General features: G+C 61.4%; 23 protein-coding genes. 17 read left to right on the top strand and 6 right to left on the bottom strand.

Features of this window, described 5'->3' with window-relative positions; genetic code table 11:
• Positions 1–136: 136 nt before the first annotated feature.
• Positions 137–514: a hypothetical protein gene (locus tag KLP42_RS10365; RefSeq protein WP_215566434.1), complete on the bottom strand. Its 378-nt coding sequence runs from the start codon at positions 512–514 to the stop codon at positions 137–139.
• On the opposite strand from KLP42_RS10365, the gene KLP42_RS10360 reads away from it, so the two are divergent.
• Positions 476–1,027, top strand: coding sequence for a hypothetical protein (locus KLP42_RS10360; protein ID WP_215566432.1), 552 nt, complete (start codon positions 476–478; stop codon positions 1,025–1,027). The two genes, KLP42_RS10365 and KLP42_RS10360, sit on opposite strands and share 39 nt — an antisense overlap.
• 82 nt (positions 1,028–1,109) lie before the next feature.
• On the opposite strand, the gene KLP42_RS10355 is transcribed toward KLP42_RS10360, so the two are convergent.
• From KLP42_RS10355 to KLP42_RS10345, 3 genes are all read right to left on the bottom strand, one after another.
• On the bottom strand, positions 1,110–1,301 hold the full coding sequence (locus KLP42_RS10355; protein WP_215566430.1) for a hypothetical protein: 192 nt from the start codon (positions 1,299–1,301) through the stop codon (positions 1,110–1,112).
• Positions 1,302–1,380: 79 nt separating this feature from the next.
• A complete protein-coding gene (locus KLP42_RS10350) occupies positions 1,381–1,638 on the bottom strand; it encodes an Acb2/Tad1 domain-containing protein (RefSeq protein ID WP_215566427.1) in 258 nt (85 codons plus the stop codon).
• A 586-nt stretch (positions 1,639–2,224) separates the two neighbouring features.
• On the bottom strand, positions 2,225–2,947 hold the full coding sequence (locus KLP42_RS10345; protein ID WP_215566425.1) for a LexA family transcriptional regulator: 723 nt from the start codon (positions 2,945–2,947) through the stop codon (positions 2,225–2,227).
• Between the two features lie 81 nt (positions 2,948–3,028).
• Here KLP42_RS10345 and KLP42_RS10340 point away from each other — a divergent pair, with 81 nt between their 5' ends.
• Positions 3,029–3,250, top strand: a complete 222-nt coding sequence (locus tag KLP42_RS10340) for a hypothetical protein (protein ID WP_215566423.1) — start codon at positions 3,029–3,031, stop codon at positions 3,248–3,250.
• A 14-nt stretch (positions 3,251–3,264) separates the two neighbouring features.
• On the opposite strand, the gene KLP42_RS10335 is transcribed toward KLP42_RS10340, so the two are convergent.
• Positions 3,265–3,513 (bottom strand): hypothetical protein, encoded by a 249-nt coding sequence (locus tag KLP42_RS10335; RefSeq protein WP_215566421.1) that lies wholly within the window; start codon positions 3,511–3,513, stop codon positions 3,265–3,267.
• Between the two features lie 47 nt (positions 3,514–3,560).
• On the opposite strand from KLP42_RS10335, the gene KLP42_RS10330 reads away from it, so the two are divergent.
• Positions 3,561–3,926, top strand: a complete 366-nt coding sequence (locus KLP42_RS10330) for a hypothetical protein (RefSeq protein WP_215566420.1) — start codon at positions 3,561–3,563, stop codon at positions 3,924–3,926.
• On the opposite strand, the gene KLP42_RS10325 is transcribed toward KLP42_RS10330, so the two are convergent.
• Entirely contained in the window at positions 3,889–4,197 is a 309-nt protein-coding gene (locus tag KLP42_RS10325; protein WP_215566417.1) for a hypothetical protein, read from the bottom strand. The two genes, KLP42_RS10330 and KLP42_RS10325, sit on opposite strands and share 38 nt — an antisense overlap.
• Before the next feature lie 308 nt (positions 4,198–4,505).
• Here KLP42_RS10325 and KLP42_RS10320 point away from each other — a divergent pair, with 308 nt between their 5' ends.
• From KLP42_RS10320 to KLP42_RS10255, 14 genes are all read left to right on the top strand, one after another.
• Positions 4,506–5,000 (top strand): phage regulatory CII family protein, encoded by a 495-nt coding sequence (locus KLP42_RS10320; protein WP_353844855.1) that lies wholly within the window; start codon positions 4,506–4,508, stop codon positions 4,998–5,000.
• Positions 5,001–5,003: 3 nt separating this feature from the next.
• Complete coding sequence (locus KLP42_RS10315) at positions 5,004–5,333, top strand: hypothetical protein (protein ID WP_215566415.1); 330 nt, start codon at positions 5,004–5,006, stop codon at positions 5,331–5,333.
• A gap of 86 nt (positions 5,334–5,419) precedes the next feature.
• The gene (locus tag KLP42_RS26900) at positions 5,420–5,677 is read left to right on the top strand and encodes a DUF2312 domain-containing protein (RefSeq protein WP_353844865.1); all 258 of its coding nucleotides are present in this window, start codon (positions 5,420–5,422) and stop codon (positions 5,675–5,677) included.
• 12 nt (positions 5,678–5,689) lie between these two features.
• Positions 5,690–7,228: an MT-A70 family methyltransferase gene (locus KLP42_RS10305; protein WP_215566412.1), complete on the top strand. Its 1,539-nt coding sequence runs from the start codon at positions 5,690–5,692 to the stop codon at positions 7,226–7,228.
• Complete coding sequence (locus KLP42_RS10300; protein ID WP_215566410.1) at positions 7,228–7,458, top strand: hypothetical protein; 231 nt, start codon at positions 7,228–7,230, stop codon at positions 7,456–7,458. Before KLP42_RS10305 ends, KLP42_RS10300 begins: the two co-directional genes overlap by 1 nt.
• The gene (locus KLP42_RS10295; protein WP_215566408.1) at positions 7,455–9,251 is read left to right on the top strand and encodes a DNA cytosine methyltransferase; all 1,797 of its coding nucleotides are present in this window, start codon (positions 7,455–7,457) and stop codon (positions 9,249–9,251) included. Before KLP42_RS10300 ends, KLP42_RS10295 begins: the two co-directional genes overlap by 4 nt.
• Positions 9,248–10,447, top strand: coding sequence for a helix-turn-helix domain-containing protein (locus tag KLP42_RS10290; RefSeq protein WP_215566406.1), 1,200 nt, complete (start codon positions 9,248–9,250; stop codon positions 10,445–10,447). The genes KLP42_RS10295 and KLP42_RS10290 overlap by 4 nt, the downstream gene beginning before the upstream one ends.
• On the top strand, positions 10,434–11,060 hold the full coding sequence (nusG, locus tag KLP42_RS10285; protein ID WP_215566404.1) for a transcription termination/antitermination protein NusG: 627 nt from the start codon (positions 10,434–10,436) through the stop codon (positions 11,058–11,060). Before KLP42_RS10290 ends, nusG begins: the two co-directional genes overlap by 14 nt.
• Before the next feature lie 275 nt (positions 11,061–11,335).
• Complete coding sequence (locus KLP42_RS10280; RefSeq protein ID WP_215566402.1) at positions 11,336–11,587, top strand: hypothetical protein; 252 nt, start codon at positions 11,336–11,338, stop codon at positions 11,585–11,587.
• 14 nt (positions 11,588–11,601) lie between these two features.
• The gene (locus KLP42_RS10275) at positions 11,602–12,015 is read left to right on the top strand and encodes a hypothetical protein (protein ID WP_215566400.1); all 414 of its coding nucleotides are present in this window, start codon (positions 11,602–11,604) and stop codon (positions 12,013–12,015) included.
• Between the two features lie 109 nt (positions 12,016–12,124).
• Positions 12,125–12,742, top strand: a complete 618-nt coding sequence (locus KLP42_RS10270; RefSeq protein ID WP_215566398.1) for a phage terminase small subunit P27 family — start codon at positions 12,125–12,127, stop codon at positions 12,740–12,742.
• Between the two features lie 109 nt (positions 12,743–12,851).
• The gene (locus KLP42_RS10265; protein ID WP_215566396.1) at positions 12,852–14,513 is read left to right on the top strand and encodes a terminase large subunit; all 1,662 of its coding nucleotides are present in this window, start codon (positions 12,852–12,854) and stop codon (positions 14,511–14,513) included.
• Complete coding sequence (locus KLP42_RS10260) at positions 14,510–15,769, top strand: phage portal protein (RefSeq protein ID WP_215566394.1); 1,260 nt, start codon at positions 14,510–14,512, stop codon at positions 15,767–15,769. Before KLP42_RS10265 ends, KLP42_RS10260 begins: the two co-directional genes overlap by 4 nt.
• Complete coding sequence (locus KLP42_RS10255) at positions 15,766–16,461, top strand: HK97 family phage prohead protease (protein ID WP_215566392.1); 696 nt, start codon at positions 15,766–15,768, stop codon at positions 16,459–16,461. The genes KLP42_RS10260 and KLP42_RS10255 overlap by 4 nt, the downstream gene beginning before the upstream one ends.
• Positions 16,462–16,464: the final 3 nt, after the last annotated feature.

The raw sequence follows: 16,464 nt of genomic DNA, 5'->3' as shown, positions 1-16,464 counted from the left end.
CCCGTCGGGGCGGGATGGCAAGAGGACGCATGAATGGTCCGAATGGTTTGGCATTGCGATGCATGAAGACAACCTCCATCCGTTTGTGATGCCGCTGCGGGAATAGGGGCCCAGCGGCAATGCCAAGCGGATCCGTTCACGCGTCGATCTGCGGCGCATGCTGCGGTTGCGTTGTTGGCCCAGAGTTCAGTCCGTCTGTGCCGGTGGATAAGTCGTCGGGAAATTTGCAATTCGGTCTGATATCGCTGAGAATCAGCCGGTGCGTGGCGACCGTCACGAAGTCGCCACGCACCTTCACCCCCAAGTGCACATACCACCAGAGGATGATTTCAATGACAGACAAGAAGCCAAGCCCGCCTCCGGCACCGAGGCCATCACCACAGCAGGGAACACGTGACGGCGGATCCGGAAAAACGGGTGGCATCACCAAGGGCGCCGGAAACCAGCCCCCACCGCCCAGAAAAGGAAAATGAAGATGGATGCTCCCGACGATGACTGCGCTGATGCCGTCCACGGTCTGCGCCACACGGCGCTGCGCAATGCGCTGTATCATGTGGCAAGGCGTGGCTGGCTGGATGGTATTTCGCGCATCCTGAACCTGGCGGTCATCGTTGGCGGCACCGCTTATGCGGCAGACATTGCCAAGGGCAATACAAACGCTACGCTGCTGCTTGGAATGATCACGGCGGTCATCGGCGCGCTGCAGCTGGTCTTCGACTTCGGCGGCAGGGCGCGTGACCACCAGCTTCTGCAGAAGCGCTATTACGACGTGCTGGCCGCCATCGAGGAGAACCGCGCTCCGAACCTCGACGACTGCGCCCGATGGAAGGCGGAACTGACCCGCATCTACGCAGACGAACCACCGACCCTGCGCGCGCTCGATGCCATTGCCGACAACCAGGCCACAGCCGCCATCATGGGCGCACGAAAGCCACGCCTGCATGTGACCTTCTACGAAAGCATGACGAGACACATCTTCATGCATAATTCTGGCACCTTCCACGTAAATGAGGGTTGGCAGGACTGAAGTTTTCGATCTCTGGAAACTCCATCCGTTTGTGATGCCGCTGCGGGGAGGAGGTCGCAGCGGCAATGCCAAGCGGACCCGTTCAGGCGGCGGGACGCTCGGACATCTCGGCAAAGAGCTCGGCGGCGCGGGCAATGTTTTCGTCGCACAGCTGTTCGGCCGTGTAGCCCAGCTGGCGGAAATCGGCCCTGGTCAAGGACTGGCCGCGCTCGCGCTGGATCTGCGCCAGTTCAAGCGGGATGTTGCGGACGAGTTTGGGGCGGATGACTTTCATGTATGGCTCCTTGGTTTTGGGGAGATCTGTTTGTGATGCCGCTGCCAGATGCTGCAGCGGCAATGCCAAGCAGATTCGGTCAGGTGGTAACGTGCTTGATGGCCCACATCACCGCTTCCTCAATGCGTTCGGCAGCGATGTTGAGCTCACGGTCAAACCGGACGATGGCGGCGGCCTGCGACGCCATTCCCAATGCGGCCGTGTCCGCCACATCGGTGTTGACCATCTGCGGCGGGGTCCGGAGTTCATCGATCAGCGCGAGAAACTCGCGGCCCTTGGCCTCAATGGCCCTCACATGCCATCGCTCGGACTGTGTCATGGTGTTCGTCGTTTGCATGCCTCTCTCCTCAGTTGCAGAGTGCAGAAGATCACCGCCACCCCATCAGGGGTGGGCGCCGGGGTTGGGCGAGGGGTGGCGGTGCTTCGCGTTTTCACCAGGTGGCGGGGGTGACAACCAGGTGATGAGATTGAAGGTACATATCGTACCCAACGCTGTCAATCGCGAAAGGTATAAATAATACCCAGCGCACCGGCTGGCATTCCTCACGTGAGAGGATGCGAACTAGGTCGAAGGCGCTGCGTATGGTGATTTAGAAAGAGGTTGCCCGTTAAGGGCGATCTATCTAGCGTGCAATCTCGTCAGGTGTGCTCGCGGAGAGGCTAAACATGCACGTTGTAATAAGGGTGATTGGGGGCCTCATGATTGCGGCCGGATCTTACCAGGCAATCATGTTTTCGCCTTCGTTTGGGCTGGGGGCATTTTCGGCAATCTATGTCGGGCTTTCCACTTGCATTGCGGGTGTACTTGTTTATGGCCTCGGCGAGGGCCTTAAGTACCTGCAAGAGATCCGTGATGAAGCGCGAAGACACACGGACCTAGCTGAGAAAGTCTTCTATGATCGATGAACTAGTCAAGGTGCGTGCTACGGCTTACGAATAATCCAGAGAACCTTGCCGATAACCTGAATATCTTCGCCATCTGCAGCGCGATACAGCCTTATTGGCTCTTGATGGGCTGGGTCTGTGCTTTCCGGCCATAACTCGTATCCATCGGCAGCCTTCCTTACACGTTTGGCTGTGCGCTCCACCATTTGCCCGCCATAGCGTCGCCGCTCAACGATCGCCAGATCTCCATCCTCAATGTCCACATGCGCTGCAATGATATTGAGGCAAACAAGTCGTTCGCCGTGCTGGGCAATCTTGTTCAGGCAGTTACCTTCAATCGATAACGCGAATTGCCATTCAATGGGATAGGTTCCGGTGGAAGGAACGTAATCTATGTCGTCGTACCCAAAATCCATGTCTTCAACGCTTAGCCAGCTATTTGCGGCAACCTTCCCGGTAACGGGTATCATTCCGATCGGAGCACTGGATAACACCAAGCCCGATGCGGGTTGATCTGACTGCGGACCAGAACCCTCTCCGGTTTGCAGCCATGCGGTTGTCACACCAAAAGCTTGCGCATATCGCTTTGCAATTGCAATTCCAAACCCGTTTCGGCCGGACTCGTGCGCTTTGTATGTGTTCACATTCCATGAGAAACGTGCGGCCGCTTTCTCTGCGCTTGAATAACCGGCCGCTTGACGGGCTTCGACAAGCCGCTCCGCACGCGCAAATTTCTCAAAATTTTCGTTTGGCTTCAACATGTTAAGAATAATACCGATATAAAGGGTACAAGTCATATCCGATGAGGTTGACAAAAAGGGTATGAATTGTACCCTTTCGCTATGACGCACGCCGACCTAATCGACAAATGGCTGACGCTTTCCGACTTCGCCGATGACATCGGCGTCGCTTACGGGACGGCTAAAGCTATGCGCAGGCGGAACTCTATTCCGTCGGAGTATTGGTTGGCTGCAGTGCAGGGCGCCGAAAGCCGAGGCTTTGATTGCGTCACGCTTAAGGCCCTTGCCGCAGCGGTTGCCAAACAGCCCGAGGTCGCCCAATGAGCGCCCTCCCGCCCTCAATACCCCAGCGATTCCACGATGCCATCGACGGCATCCTGTGCGCCGGCCACGTAAGTGGTGAACAGCGCGCCGTCGAACTGGTCCTGCCGTGCCTCCGCCAGCCGGGTTGGCATAGTGAGCAGCCGGTTCAAGACCTGCTCCTTGTGGGGGTGGGTTTCCAGAATGGCGGTGATGGCCGCCTGCAGAATGTCGATGCGAGCGAGCAGCGCGGTGTTCGCGGTTTGCGTGCTTTCGTCATCCGTCATTTGCGTCTCCGATTTTCCGTTGTCGTTTCCATTCCAGGGAGATCCCCATGCAGATCAAAAAGCGGCTGCTCAAAATTGGATGCCGTTCTGTTCGTGCTGCCGCTCTTCGCTCTATCGGAGCGGGGTTCCGGCGATACAGGAAAAATCTTGAAGACGGGCCTGCTGAGCGTGCAGCACTGGAGAAATGGGAGAAGCGTTGGCGGTTTTACGAAGCCTGCAAGCTGCCGAACGGCGCGGAAAACGACGCCGAGATTGTGCGGCTCGGCGCCGAATGCGGCTTTTCCGCAAAGGAAAGCCTTGCCATGGCCAATCATGGTCTTTGGATCGTTCCTGGGCCGGACGGCACGATCGCCAGATTTTACAGAAGCAGCCGCATCAATGCTGCTGCGGCGACGGACCCTCAGCTGCAGTAACCAAATCAAGAATCGTGTCGATGGTGATCTGGAGCACATCATCGGTTGCGCTCCATTGTCGCGCCGTCTGCGTGTCGTCGGGCGTCCGCAACAACTTGATCGTCTTGATTTTTTCTATGGTCGCGGCCGGCTGCGCACTGGCTGTAACAAGGCAGGCGATGACGGCCTGGAAGACCGCTGCCTGACTGTTCATCTTGTCGATGCGCGCATGGGCCCGCTCGATCTGTCCTTTCAGCGCTGCGATCTCGGAATCTCGAAAATCTTCGCTCATCTGGATTGCTCCTCTGGTTTGATTTGCAACCAACAGAAGAGCATGGGGCATGGTGCCCCGCAAGCCCGGCGGGCACGGACCACCCGTCGGGCTTTTTTCCTTCTTCCGCAGCCAGCGGACCGCCTGCGGGCGGCTGCGGATGGCCGCCGGGGCGGTCGCCTCCGTTCCGGCGGCACTGGCTTGCCTGGTGTGCTTGGCCTCGCATGCGGCCCTCCTGATTCGTTGGCGCATGCGTAGCGGCTGAGGCCGCCCGCTTCATGGAATCCTTTCGATCCCGTTTTTCCTTGACCATGTCTCAGGGGGCTTTCGTGCGTTCTCTTCGCAGCATTCTCGATGAAGATATTCTCAGCCTCAAGGGCGCAACCGACGCCTGCCTGAAGCTGGGCGGGGGCGTGACCTCCTTTGCGCAGCTGACGCGCGTCAGCGTCTCCGTTCTGTCCCGATATGCCGATTGCCGCAACTGCGATCCCGATGATCGCGAGGGCAATTTCGAGCGGCTCATACCCGTCGATGTGGCGGTTGAGGCCGACCGGCGGGCGGGCAAGCCGCTGATCACGGAAGAGATGGCGCGGCAGCTGGGCTACCGGCTGGAGCCGGCGCTCGCTTCTGCCGTGCCTGCGCGTCGCATCACCGATGGCGACATTCTGGACATGATGCAGGAGGCGGCGGACGTGGTGCGGGAACTGCGCGCCGCGCGGGCCGATGGCCGCATCGATTCCGCCGATCGCAAGCGCGTGCGCACCGAGATCCGCGAGTTGCAGCGCGAGCTTGAAGAAATCCTCGTCAACCTGGCGGAGGGCTGAGCGATGACAAAGGCTCCAGTCAGGACGGTCGGGATCGCGCTGACCGTGACCGAAAAGGCCAAGGCGAACCTGGACCGGCAGGCTGCAGCACGCGGCATTCCCTCTTCGCGCTGGGCTTCGCAGATCTTTGACATCGGCTTCGCGGCCGTCTGCGCGCGCGAGAAGAGCATGCCGATTTCCGATGCCGATCTGGATGCGATCTGCGGCGCGACGCTGCTGCTCTGGTCGCGCGGCGAATGGGACACGGCGGCGATTGCTGCCGGCCTCGGCGTGCCGGAGGCGACCGTGGCGCGCATCCTGGATGGCTGGCGCGAATACCGGAGGGGCGGATGAGCGAGGATTTCGACCCCGATTTCTCGCCGTTTGCGGTTGCTGGCACGGCGGCCGATGCAGAGCGGGCGCGCAAGGCGGGCCGGGCCGTGGGCGCGGACGGAACCGAGGGCACCGTGGCCGCCAGCCAGCTGCGCGGCTTCGTGGACCGCATCGAGCAGCTGGAAGCCCAGAAGCAGGAGATTGCCGACCTGATCAAGGACGTGTTCGGCGAGGCCAAGGCGACCGGCTTCGACGCCAAGGCGCTGCGCAAGGTGATTGCGCTGCGGAAGAAGGACGAGGATGAGCGGGCTTATGAGCGGGAGACACTGGATCTCTATCTCGCCGCGCTCGGGATGATGGGCTGACGGGAGCTTTCCATGACGACGAAGACACCGCCCGCCGGAGAGCGGGCACGCGCCATTCTTGATGCCGTGCGGCGCGACGGAAGCTTTACCTGCACCAAGGAAAGCGAGGTGCAGGCCTGCCGGAGGCTGAACGCCAAGGGGCTGCTGAACCGCGACCCGAAGAATGGCAACCTGTTCACGCTGAGCGCACGCGCAAAGGCAATGAACCCGAACGGCAAGATCGCCTCGAACCCGCCAAGCGGTGCACGCGTGGCTGTGCGGCGGCTGATCGACAGCATCGACATCGGCACCCGGCTGCGGCCAATCGATCCGCATCGGGTGGAGGCGCTCAAGCCTTCGATCCTGGAGCTTGGTCTGCGCACGCCGATCAGCGTGTTCGGCCGCCCTGACGATGCGCGCGTTCTTCTTTCGGCCGGCGGGCACAGACTGCAGGTGATGCGAGAGCTTGGCGAAAGCTGGATCGACTGTTTCCACGAGGACGGCGATGCGCTGGATGCCGAATTGTGGGAGATCGACGAGAACCTGGTGCGCGCCGAACTGACGGCAGCAGACCGGGCCTTGTTCATTCATCGCCGCAAGGAAATCTACCTGCTGCGGCACCCGGAAACGGGGCAGGGTGGTGACCGCCGATCAAAACGACAGGATGTCGTTTTGAATGATCCGTCACGCGCCTTTTCCGTTGCAACCGCCGAAGCGACCGGCCGCGACCGGCGCACCATCGAACGCGATGCATCGCGCGGCGCGAAGATCGCGGAAATGGCGCTGCATCTCATTCGCGGCACCCGGCTCGACAGCGGCGCGTTTCTTGATCGGCTAAAGCAGGTCAGCGAGGAGCACCAGGTGCTCTATGTGAAGGCTGCCCTCGACGAAGAAAAGCGCAAGGCGGCCGACGTGAAGGAAGGGCGCAAGCGGCTGGCCGAGGTGCGCCATGCGGTACGCCTGACGCATATGGCCCATGTGATCGACAATGGTGCAGCGACGAGCGGGCAGGTGCGCCAGAAGTTTCCGATTCTCTATGCCGACCCGCCCTGGAAGTTCCGCCCCTATTCCGATGTGACGGGCGGGGACCGCAGCGCGGAAAACCATTATCCCACCATGACGACGGACGAGATCGTGGCGCTGTTCGACGAGATCGGCGCACCCGCCAAGCCGGATTCGGTGCTGTTTCTCTGGGCGACCAATCCCATGCTTCCGGACGCGCTGCGCGTGATGGCGGCATGGGGTTTTGCCTATGTGCATCACTGGATCTGGGACAAGGCGATTGCCGGCAATGGCTACTGGGGCAGGGACCGCCACGAACTGCTGCTGATCGGCAAGCGTGGCCGTCCTGTGGCGCCGCTGATGGGGACGCAGCCGGAAACGGTGCACCGGGAGGCGAAGACAGACCACAGCGTCAAGCCGGCCTTCTTCGCCGATACCATCGACCGGCTGTTTCCGGGCATTCCGAAGCTGGAAATGTTCGCGCGTTCCGGTCGACCCGGCTGGACCAGCTGGGGGCATCAGGCGCCCGCCGCACCGCAGGACCATGCGGCAGAAAGCGAGGTGGCGTGATGGACGCGCGCACCTTCCAGAACCGCGCGCGCTTTCTTGCCGCGCGCCAAGCCTGCCCGAAATGCGGGGCGACCGCGCTGGAGCGGCATGACGGCTTCGTGCGCTTCGAATGCGCCGCCGCCTTCGGCATCGATGCCAACGCGAGGATCTCCTGTGTCTATCCGTGCCCGGAGGCGAGCATGCTGACGGCCAAGCTCTGGAATGCGCAGACGGCGGAGGATGGGCGATGAATACCCACGTCGGAAGCCTGTTTGCGGGTGTTGCGATCACGGCCTTGGCTGCGATCGGCCCGGATCGGCCGATCATCATCGACAGCTTTGCAGGTGGTGGCGGTGCCTCGACCGGCATCGAGCAAGCGCTTGGTCGCTCGCCGGATTATGCCATCAACCACAATGAGTGGGCGCTAAGACTGCATGAAGTGAACCATCCGGACACGATCCATCTTTCGGAAAACGTCTACAAGATCGACCCGCTCGATCACCTGCGGGGCAAGCATATCGGGCTCGCCTGGTTCTCGCCGGATTGCAAGCATTTCTCCAAGGCCAAGGGCGGCAAGCCCGTGGAACGCAACATCCGCGACCTGTGCTGGATCATTCCCGGCTGGATCGAGCGCATTCAGCAAAGCGGCGGCAAGGTCGATGTCGTCATCATGGAGAACGTCGAGGAGTTCAAGGATTACGGTCCGCTGATCGAAACGCCGCGTGGCCTGATGCCGGACCCGAAGCGCAAGGGCGAAAACTACCGCAAATGGCGTGCTGCGATCCGCAGGCTTGGCGGGCGGATGCAGAGCCGCGAACTGCGTGGCTACCAGTATGGCGCGCCGACAATCCGCAAGCGCCTTTTCATCATCATCCGCTTCGATGGTAAGCCCATCGTCTGGCCGGAGCCGACGCACGGTCGGCCGGACGATCCGGATGTGATTGCAGGTCGCAAGCAGCCTTGGCCGATCATAGGTGATTATATCGACTACAGCATTCCATGCCCGTCGATCTTCGATGACAGCCAGACCATCAAGGCGCTTTACGGGATCAACGCCAAGCGCCCGCTGGCCAAAAACTCGGAGGCCCGCATTGCCCGCGGCTTCGATCGGTTCGTTCTGAAAGCCAAGCGCCCATACCTCGTCAACCTTACCCATGGCGGCCGTGTCGAAGATCTTAATGAACCGGCCCGTGTCATTACAGCTGCCCATCGCGGGGAAAAGGCGTTGATTGCTCCTGTGCTGACTTATGCGCAACAGGGCGGCGCCAACCGCTCGATGCGGGAGCCATCACACACCATTACAGCCAGCGGCAAGGACCAGAACGCTGTGATGTGCGCCTTCATGGCACAGCACAACAACGACAGCCGACGCATTGGTGGCGTCAACCCTGGCCGCCCCATGGATGCGCCAGCCTCGACGCTCACGCAGACCGGTAGCCACCAGCAGCTGACGGCAGCCTACATCGCGCGCGATTTCGGCACATCGACAGGCCATGCCTTGGATAGGCCCTGCGGAACGGTGATGCCGGATGGACAGGGCAAGACGCGCCTGGTGATGCCCTGCCTGCAGTCCTACTACGAGACCGGGGAGGGATCGCGCACGGACGAACCGATGCGGACGGCGACCACAAAGCCGCGTCATGCGCACATCGAGGCGGCCGTTGATGTGCCTCCGTTTACGGAAGCGCAGGCAGCCCGTGCCCGGCAGGTGGCCGATTTCCTGCGGGCGCATGGTGTGTGGGATGATCGGGAATTCGTGACGCTCGATATCGATGGCATCTGCTTCGTCGTCGTGGACATCGGCATGCGGATGCTGACGCCTCGCGAGCTCTACAACGCGCAGGGTTTCCCGCCCGATTACCGCATTGACGGCTATTTCGACGCGAACCGCCTCGACGATGACGGAGCGCCGACCTGGGTGCCTTTCTCCAAGGAGGTTCAGGTCTCCTGTGTTGGCAACAGCGTGTGCCCGCCAGTTGCCAAGGCGCTTGTCGCGGCGAACTGCAACCATCTGGCTGTCGAGAAAGTGCAGGTGGCGGCATGAGCCACGATGCGAGGTTCTCGATCATTCCTGGCTGGATCATCACCGATCCACGTCTCAAGCCGCGCTCCCTGCAGGTTCTGTGCCTGCTGGGCCGCCATACGGACAAGCACGGCTGGTGCCGCCGCAGTCAGGTAAAAATGGCCGATCAACTGGGCTGCGCACGCTCCACCGTGCAGGCGGCGATTGATCAGCTTTGCGACATGGGCGTTGTGCAAAAGCACATTGAGGAAAGCCGGGACGGGCGTGACAGTGCGCATTCCTACCGGGTGATTTACGACGCGCCACCGCCCTCCGGCTATGCATTCGATGCATGGGCAGAGGAGGATTCTCAGGAAATTAATCCTGTATCCGAGGCTGAAACAGCCACCCCCCCTGCCGATATATCGGCACCCCCTGCCGGTCCAGAACCGGCACCCCCTGCCGGTCCAGAACCGGCACCTATTAACGACCCTTACTTAACGACCCCTGATAAACCTGAGAGAGAGGGCGCGGGTGCGCGATCTCCGGAAGATAGGAAAAAGATCATTCGTGAGTTTGACCTGTGGCTTCCCACATGGCCGACCTATCCGAACGGCAGCAGGGATGCGGCGCTGAGCCGCTGGATGGACCTGACGCCGCAGCAGAGGGCGGACTGCATCGCCAAGACGCCAGTCTTCGTTGCTGCCGTGAGGCAGCGCAAGGCCGGAAACTTCACCTATCCGGCCGTCTACCTGCGGGAAAGGGCGTGGGAGCGGCTCGACAATCCACGAGATGAGATCGGGCCTCCCACGACGCATGCGCCGTTCTCCAAGCCGTGGATGGCTGCGCTGCTTGCCGAGGTATCACGGCCCATGGCGACCAAATGGCCCGTCATGACGGCATTCCAGCGGCTGAAGGCGAGCGAGAGCGCCGAAGCGGCCCGTCTGGTGGAGATGGAGCGCCGCACCAAGTACGGCTGGCCAAAGGCGACAGCGATGCTGTCCGATCCGAAGCCGATATCCATTCCGGCGCACCTCGTCTGCGCTTCCGACGCGTTCGGACCCGTGAAGCCTGACAGCGATCTGGCTGACCGCTGGAAGGCGATGTTCGAGAGGAACGGATGGCCGTGGTCAACGGCGGGCGTGAACATGCTGCAGCTTCCGGCTGGAGAGCCGGACGAGGCGATGGCGCAGTTTCAGGCACGGATAAACGAGGTGCGAGGCGATGATGCAGCATAGGGTGATGATCGGGCAGCAAATCGGCATTGCGCGTGACGGCGAATCAGAGCGGCAGCACCGGCTTTCACGGCTTCGGATGGTGGCTGAATCATCGTGTGAACGGCGCTGGTTTGCTGTTCGTGTGATGACAGGCCGTGAGACGGCTGTGGAAAAACAGCTTCTCGACATGGCAATCGAGGCTCTTGTTCCTATGCGAAAAGGCCCTGATTTGCGCCGCAGACACCGCGTCATTCCAGGCAGCATGATCCCGGTTATCCATGGATACGTGCTGGTCAACATGCCGGCTGATGGCGTCCTTCTGGCTGGCCTTTCCGGTCTGGAGCATGTCATTTCCGTGGTCGGAGGCTATGAAACTCCAATGCCGATTACGGCAGAAGAAGTCAGGCGTTTCAAGGCGATGGCAGATCAGGGAGCCTATGACTGGAGTGCACCGACGGGGAAATCATTCCGCTCCGGTGACGTGGTGAGGATATACGATGGCCCGTTTGTCGGGTTTGCTGGCGAGGTGATCTCCTGCCGCAGTGACGGACGAGGCGACGTGGTGCTGGTGCTGGACATGCTGGGTGGAAAGGTGCCGGTCACGGTGCCTCTTGCAATCTGCGAAAAGCTGTGAGAGCAATTTGAACACTGGATGATCTGATGATCCTGAAGTGAGCCTCTGAAAACGCCTAGACAGCGGGGAGCAATCCCGAGGTCGGTACGCCGGTCAGACCCAGCCCTGACGATGCCACATGATGGCAGATGCGATTCAGGGCCAGTGCGTGAGCTATGACATCGATCCAGAACTGCAGAATTCCATTTTGATTGTCAGCAATGAGCAGGCGGCCGATAGGTCGCCTTTTCGCGTCTATGGGTATGGGCAATTGTGCCCATACAAGGAGAAGACGCATGAGCGCACCCTCAGTAAGAGCGAAGTTCTTTGTTTCGGATATTCGCCATTCGGAAGTGCCTGGCGCTGATCCGTATGCATTGGTGACCTTAATGCCGGTGTACGGATCTTATGGTGACGGCAAGGACAACGAAAGCTGGTCTCGCTGGACACCGTCCGGTCAGGTTCAGATGAGCATCACCAACCCGAAGGCCATTGATGCTTTTGAAAAGGGCAAGGCCTACTACCTCGACTTCACGCCGGTTGAGTAACGAGTGAGGGCGGAATGGCAACCAAACCAAAAGCCTTCCGCCCTTGTCACTTGCCTTCGGCAGAGGAGCGGGAACGGGCATATGATCGGCATCGCGACCAGAGCAGGCCGGGCCGAGAGTTCTACAAGACCCACCGATGGCAGCGTGAGCGCGCCGATTTTCTGAACGAACCTGAGAACCAGTTATGTCGGCGCTGTATGGCTGCTGGTCTGTTGAATGCCGGTCAATTGCGAAAGGACGGCACGCCGCAGACCGATCCGCGCCGCATGCATCTGGTGGTGCACCACACTGTTAGGCATCGCGGCAACCCGGAGATCTTCTGGGACCGGTCGAAGTGGGAAGCCCTCTGCCCGGATCACCACGATATCGACGCGCAGGCCGAGGAGCGTGCGGCAGGCCGGGGGGGAGGTCGCAAGTTCACCCCCTAGAGGGTCCAGACCGGTGGGTGTGCGTTTGTGTGTGGCCGCGAAATTGGCCGATTATTTTTTTCCGGCGTGAGAACGCTTTTCCATGGCTCCAAGGAAGGAGGGTGAAACGATGCGCGGTCGCAAACCCGACACGCCAGAGCAGCAGGCCGAGAAGGGCGCGCCCGGAAAGCGGATGTCGCAGGACCGGGTCAAGGCCGAGCGGCAGAAGGCGCCGCAGCCTGTGGCGATCGGCAAGGTGAAGCCGCCGAAGTGGCTCAAGAAGAGCCGTAAGGCGACGGAGGTCTGGAACGACCTCGCGCCGAAGCTGGAGCGCCTGAACCTCCTGTCTGAGCTCGATGCCGGACCGCTTGCCCGGTACTGCCGTTACGTCGTCGAGTGGATCGCGGCGGATCTTGCCGTCCAGCAGGAGGGGACTTGGTTCCTTGCCAAGGATACCAACGGTAACGAGACGAAGAAGCGGCATCCCGCCTGGCAGGCGGTGCAGGATATCGAGAAGATGCTGCGCGACCTGGAGGCAACCTTCGGCATGCGGCCCGACGCGCGCTACAAGATCATGCGCGACCAGGCTGCAGCGCGTGGGCTTGGAGCGCTTGGCGATCTGTTCGGCGACCAGCCGGGCCATCAGGCGGCATCGACGACGCAGCCGGATGCTGGGCACCCGCAGACGGATGACATCGTCGGCATTCTTGCCGGCTTCGACTCGCCTCCGCCCGGCGCGCTGAACTGAGCGGATGGACAGCGTTTCAGCCGTGGCCGTGCAGGCGTCAGCCGGCCGGTGCCTTTGGCCGGAGCCTGACTGGGTCAAGGATGCTGCCGACGGTCAGGGATGGGCGTGGGTGCGGATCGCCTGGGAGCGGTGCGCGCGGGTAGAGGGCGCCTGGTACGATGCCGCCAAAGCGGACGCGGCCGTTGCGCTCTTCCCTCGCGTGTTCCGCCTGACGGATGACCGCTTTGCCGGCAAACCGTTCATGCCGGCTTTCTGGCAGGCCTGCATCATCCGGCTGCTCGTCGGCTGGAAAGCGCCGATGGAAATCATCGATGAGCAGACCGGCCAGCCGATGACGGTGCATGTGCGGATCTTCCGGAGGCTGATGCTCTGGGTGCCGCGCAAGAACGGCAAGAGCGAGTTCCTGGCGGCGCTGTCGCTGCTGTTCTTCATCCTGGATGGTGTCGTCGGCGGGCAGGGCTATGTCTTTGCGCGCGACACCGACCAGGCTGCCATCATCTTCAACAAGATGAAGGCCATGATCAGCATGGCGCCGGGCCTGTCCGACGCGCAGCTGTTCAAGAAGTCGATCTACCTGCCGAAGATCCGGGCGCTGTTCGAGCTCCTGTCCGGCAAGCCCGAAGGCAAGCACGGCAAATCGCCGACGGTCATTACCGGCGACGAGATGCACGAATGGGAAACGCCGGATCTGGCGAACTTCCTGCGGCAGGGCACCGGCACCAGACTGCAGCCGATCGAACTTTACGCGTCCACGGCTGGCGTGAAGTCGAACCGGACGGGATGGGATCTCTGGGAGGAAAGTCAGAGCATCCTTGAAGGGAGGACGGATGATCCGACCACGCTTGTCGTCATCTTCGCGCTCGATCCGGACGACGACTGGGCCGACGAGAAGAACTGGAAGAAGGCAAATCCGTCGCTCGGGATCTCGCCGACCGTGCAGTTCCTCCGGCGCGAGGCGGCGATTGCAGCGGACAATCCGCGCGCAGAAGCGCATTTCCGCTGCTACCACGCCAACCAGTGGATCGACGCGGTCGTTCGCTGGCTGAACATGAAGCGCTGGGATGCCTGCTCTTCGAACAAGGATGCATGGCGTGGCTGGGCGAAAGGCGAAGGGCTTGAAGGTCGGCGATGCTTTGCCGCCATCGACGTGTCGTCGAACGAGGACATTACGGCGCGCCTGTTGGCCTTTCCTCCGGACGACACGACGGATCGCTGGGTTTTGTCAGCGAGGTTCTGGGTTCCGGAAGGCGTGGTTGCACGACGCACCAGGCAGGACCGCGTGTCCTACGAAAAGTGGGTTTCCCTGGTCGGGGGAGCCGCTGCGCTGGAGCAGACCCCCGGCGATTACGTCGATCAGGATTACATCCGCAATGCGCTTTACGAGGATCTGGAGCGCCACGATGTGGCGCTGATCGGCTACGACCCGTGGAATGCCACGAAGCTCTACACCGACATGGTGAAGGACGGCGTGGATGCGGAACTCTTCCGTCCGATGCGGCAGGGCATACCGACACTCGGCGAACCGACCAAGCTGTTTGAGCGGCTGGTGATGGCGGGGAAGGTCGATCATGGCGGCCATCCTGTCCTGCGCTGGATGGCGGGCAACACCGCCGTGAAGTTCGACGACAACCTGAACTATGCGCCGACCAAGAAGAAGAGCGCGGAAAAGATCGACGGCATCGTGGCGAGCGTCATGGCGGTCGGCCTCTCGATGGCGGCTGAGGATGACGGAATGAGTGGCTTCTTCGAAAGCCTTGCGGAGGCACAGTGAAGATACTTCGGAAGATGGCCGGCTTCTTCGTTCAGCGGCTCAGCATCGCCAGCCCTGCAGGGTGGTATCCGGACGGCGCGCGCAGCGAGACAGGGGAGACCGTCAGCAGCGACAGTATTCTGGCGCTGTCGGCCGTCTGGGCCTGCGTCAACCTGCTGTGCGGAACGATCGCCAGCCTGCCGGTGATGGTCTACCGCACCGACGCAAACGGGGACAGGATTGTCGCCAAGGACCACCCGCTCTATCGGCTGCTGCATGACAGCCCGAACTATGACCAGACGGCCGTCGATTTCTGGGAGTTCGTCATTTCCTCGCTGGAGCTCTGGGGGAATGCCTATGCCCGGATCGAGCGTACTGCCACGCGTACTGGCACTCGCATCGTCTCGTTGGTTCCTGTCTCGCCGAGGATCGTCTCCGTCCGTCGCACCGAGGCGGGGGCGCTGGAGTACAAATGGACGAAGGATGGCAGATCCTATGTCGAGACAGATGCCACGATGCTGCATATCCGTGGCTTCGGGGGTGATCCGCTCGGCGGCCTGTCCACCCTGCATTTCGGGCGGGAATCCTTCGGCCTGGCGCAAGCCATCAACCGGTCGGCTGCGGCCACCTTCCGCAACGGGTTGCGGCCGTTCTTCCAGCTGGTGTTCGACAAGTGGCTGACGCCGGAACAGCGCGATCTTGCCGAAAAGAAGCTGCTGGAGCGCTATGCGGGCGCCGTCAATTCCGGCCGGCCTTACATTTCCGAGGGCGGCGCCAAGCTGGAAGCGCTGTCGATCAAGCCGGAAGATGCGCAGATGCTGCAGTCTCGTGCTTTCTCGGTGGAGGAGGTCTGCCGGTTCTTCGGTGTCCCGCCCTTCCTGATTGGCCACAACGAGAAATCGAGCGGCTATCCGACCAGCCTGGAGCAGCAGGTGCTGACGTTCCAGAAGTTCACATTGCGGCGCCGCCTGAAGCGCATCGAGCAGGCGCTCGAAAAGCAGCTTCTGACACCTGCGGATCGTGCAAACGGCATCACCATCGAGATCAACCTCGATGGCCTGTTGCGCGGTGACAGCGCCGCCCGCTCCCGGTTCTACCAGGTGATGACGGGCATTGGCGCGATGACGATCAACGAGGTCCGCAAGCTGGAAAACATGCCGCCCGTCGACGGCGGCGACGTGCCGAGGATGCAGATGCAGAATCGGCCGATCACGGAAATTGACGCAGAGGCGATCCGCCAGCTGATCGCGGAGCAGCAACAGGGGCAATCGGCATGACGATCTTTTCTCGCATGGATCTCGTGAAATCCGCAGATGACATGGTCAAGGCTGGCCCGGCGCTGGCCATCAAGTCCATCACCGACAATGGTGAGTTCGAAGGCTATGGCAGCACCTTCGGCGGTGAACCGGATGCCTATGGCGACGTGATCGCGCCTGGTGCCTATACCGAATCTCTGAAGAGCGGCATGCCGAAAATGTTCTGGCAGCACGATCCGTCCAGGCCCATCGGCAAGTGGACCAAGGCTGTCGAGGATGACCGGGGCCTCTTCCTGCAGGGCAAGCTGAACATGGATGTCCAGCAGGCGCGCGAGGCCTATGCCCTGATCAAGAGCGGCGACATCGACGGGCTGTCGATCGGCTATCGCATCCGGGAATATTCCGTCGATACCGATACCGGCGTCTGGACGCTGGAAAAGATCGACCTGCGCGAGGTCTCGATCGTGTCGATCGGCGCCAACGACAATGCAACCATTACCAGCGTGAAGGCAGCCAAGCAGCTGCACCAGCTGACGGACAGACTGAAGGCCGGGGACCGGCTGACAGAACGGGAGTTCGAGGTCTGGCTCAAGGGATTGGGCTTCTCGAATTCGCAGGCGGAGCGTGCCGCGCGTCTCCACCTGAAGGGGCAGAGGGACTCTGCCGAAGCGGAAAAAGCAACCGCGTTCATGCAGGCATTGCTGCGCGGGTAACCC

The sequence above is a fragment of the Rhizobium sp. CSW-27 genome, assembly GCF_018760785.1.
Classification (GTDB): Bacteria; Pseudomonadota; Alphaproteobacteria; order Rhizobiales; family Rhizobiaceae; genus Neorhizobium.
This window is presented reverse-complemented; position numbering and strand designations above follow the sequence as displayed.

Excerpts from the sequence above, each read along its gene's own strand:
- KLP42_RS10340 (WP_215566423.1), top strand. The coding sequence starts at position 3,029 with ATGACGCACGCCGACCTAATCGACAAATGGCTGACGCTTTCCGACTTC.
- KLP42_RS10305 (WP_215566412.1), top strand. The coding sequence starts at position 5,690 with ATGACGACGAAGACACCGCCCGCCGGAGAGCGGGCACGCGCCATTCTT.
- KLP42_RS10335 (WP_215566421.1), bottom strand. The coding sequence starts at position 3,513 with ATGACGGATGACGAAAGCACGCAAACCGCGAACACCGCGCTGCTCGCT.
- KLP42_RS10330 (WP_215566420.1), top strand. The coding sequence starts at position 3,561 with ATGCAGATCAAAAAGCGGCTGCTCAAAATTGGATGCCGTTCTGTTCGT.
- nusG (WP_215566404.1), top strand. The coding sequence starts at position 10,434 with ATGATGCAGCATAGGGTGATGATCGGGCAGCAAATCGGCATTGCGCGT.
- KLP42_RS10315 (WP_215566415.1), top strand. The coding sequence starts at position 5,004 with ATGACAAAGGCTCCAGTCAGGACGGTCGGGATCGCGCTGACCGTGACC.
- KLP42_RS10270 (WP_215566398.1), top strand. The coding sequence starts at position 12,125 with ATGCGCGGTCGCAAACCCGACACGCCAGAGCAGCAGGCCGAGAAGGGC.
- KLP42_RS10360 (WP_215566432.1), top strand. The coding sequence starts at position 476 with ATGGATGCTCCCGACGATGACTGCGCTGATGCCGTCCACGGTCTGCGC.
- KLP42_RS10300 (WP_215566410.1), top strand. The coding sequence starts at position 7,228 with ATGGACGCGCGCACCTTCCAGAACCGCGCGCGCTTTCTTGCCGCGCGC.
- KLP42_RS10295 (WP_215566408.1), top strand. The coding sequence starts at position 7,455 with ATGAATACCCACGTCGGAAGCCTGTTTGCGGGTGTTGCGATCACGGCC.
- KLP42_RS10275 (WP_215566400.1), top strand. The coding sequence starts at position 11,602 with ATGGCAACCAAACCAAAAGCCTTCCGCCCTTGTCACTTGCCTTCGGCA.
- KLP42_RS10290 (WP_215566406.1), top strand. The coding sequence starts at position 9,248 with ATGAGCCACGATGCGAGGTTCTCGATCATTCCTGGCTGGATCATCACC.
- KLP42_RS10345 (WP_215566425.1), bottom strand. The coding sequence starts at position 2,947 with ATGTTGAAGCCAAACGAAAATTTTGAGAAATTTGCGCGTGCGGAGCGG.
- KLP42_RS10280 (WP_215566402.1), top strand. The coding sequence starts at position 11,336 with ATGAGCGCACCCTCAGTAAGAGCGAAGTTCTTTGTTTCGGATATTCGC.
- KLP42_RS10255 (WP_215566392.1), top strand. The coding sequence starts at position 15,766 with ATGACGATCTTTTCTCGCATGGATCTCGTGAAATCCGCAGATGACATG.
- KLP42_RS10350 (WP_215566427.1), bottom strand. The coding sequence starts at position 1,638 with ATGCAAACGACGAACACCATGACACAGTCCGAGCGATGGCATGTGAGG.
- KLP42_RS10325 (WP_215566417.1), bottom strand. The coding sequence starts at position 4,197 with ATGAGCGAAGATTTTCGAGATTCCGAGATCGCAGCGCTGAAAGGACAG.
- KLP42_RS10355 (WP_215566430.1), bottom strand. The coding sequence starts at position 1,301 with ATGAAAGTCATCCGCCCCAAACTCGTCCGCAACATCCCGCTTGAACTG.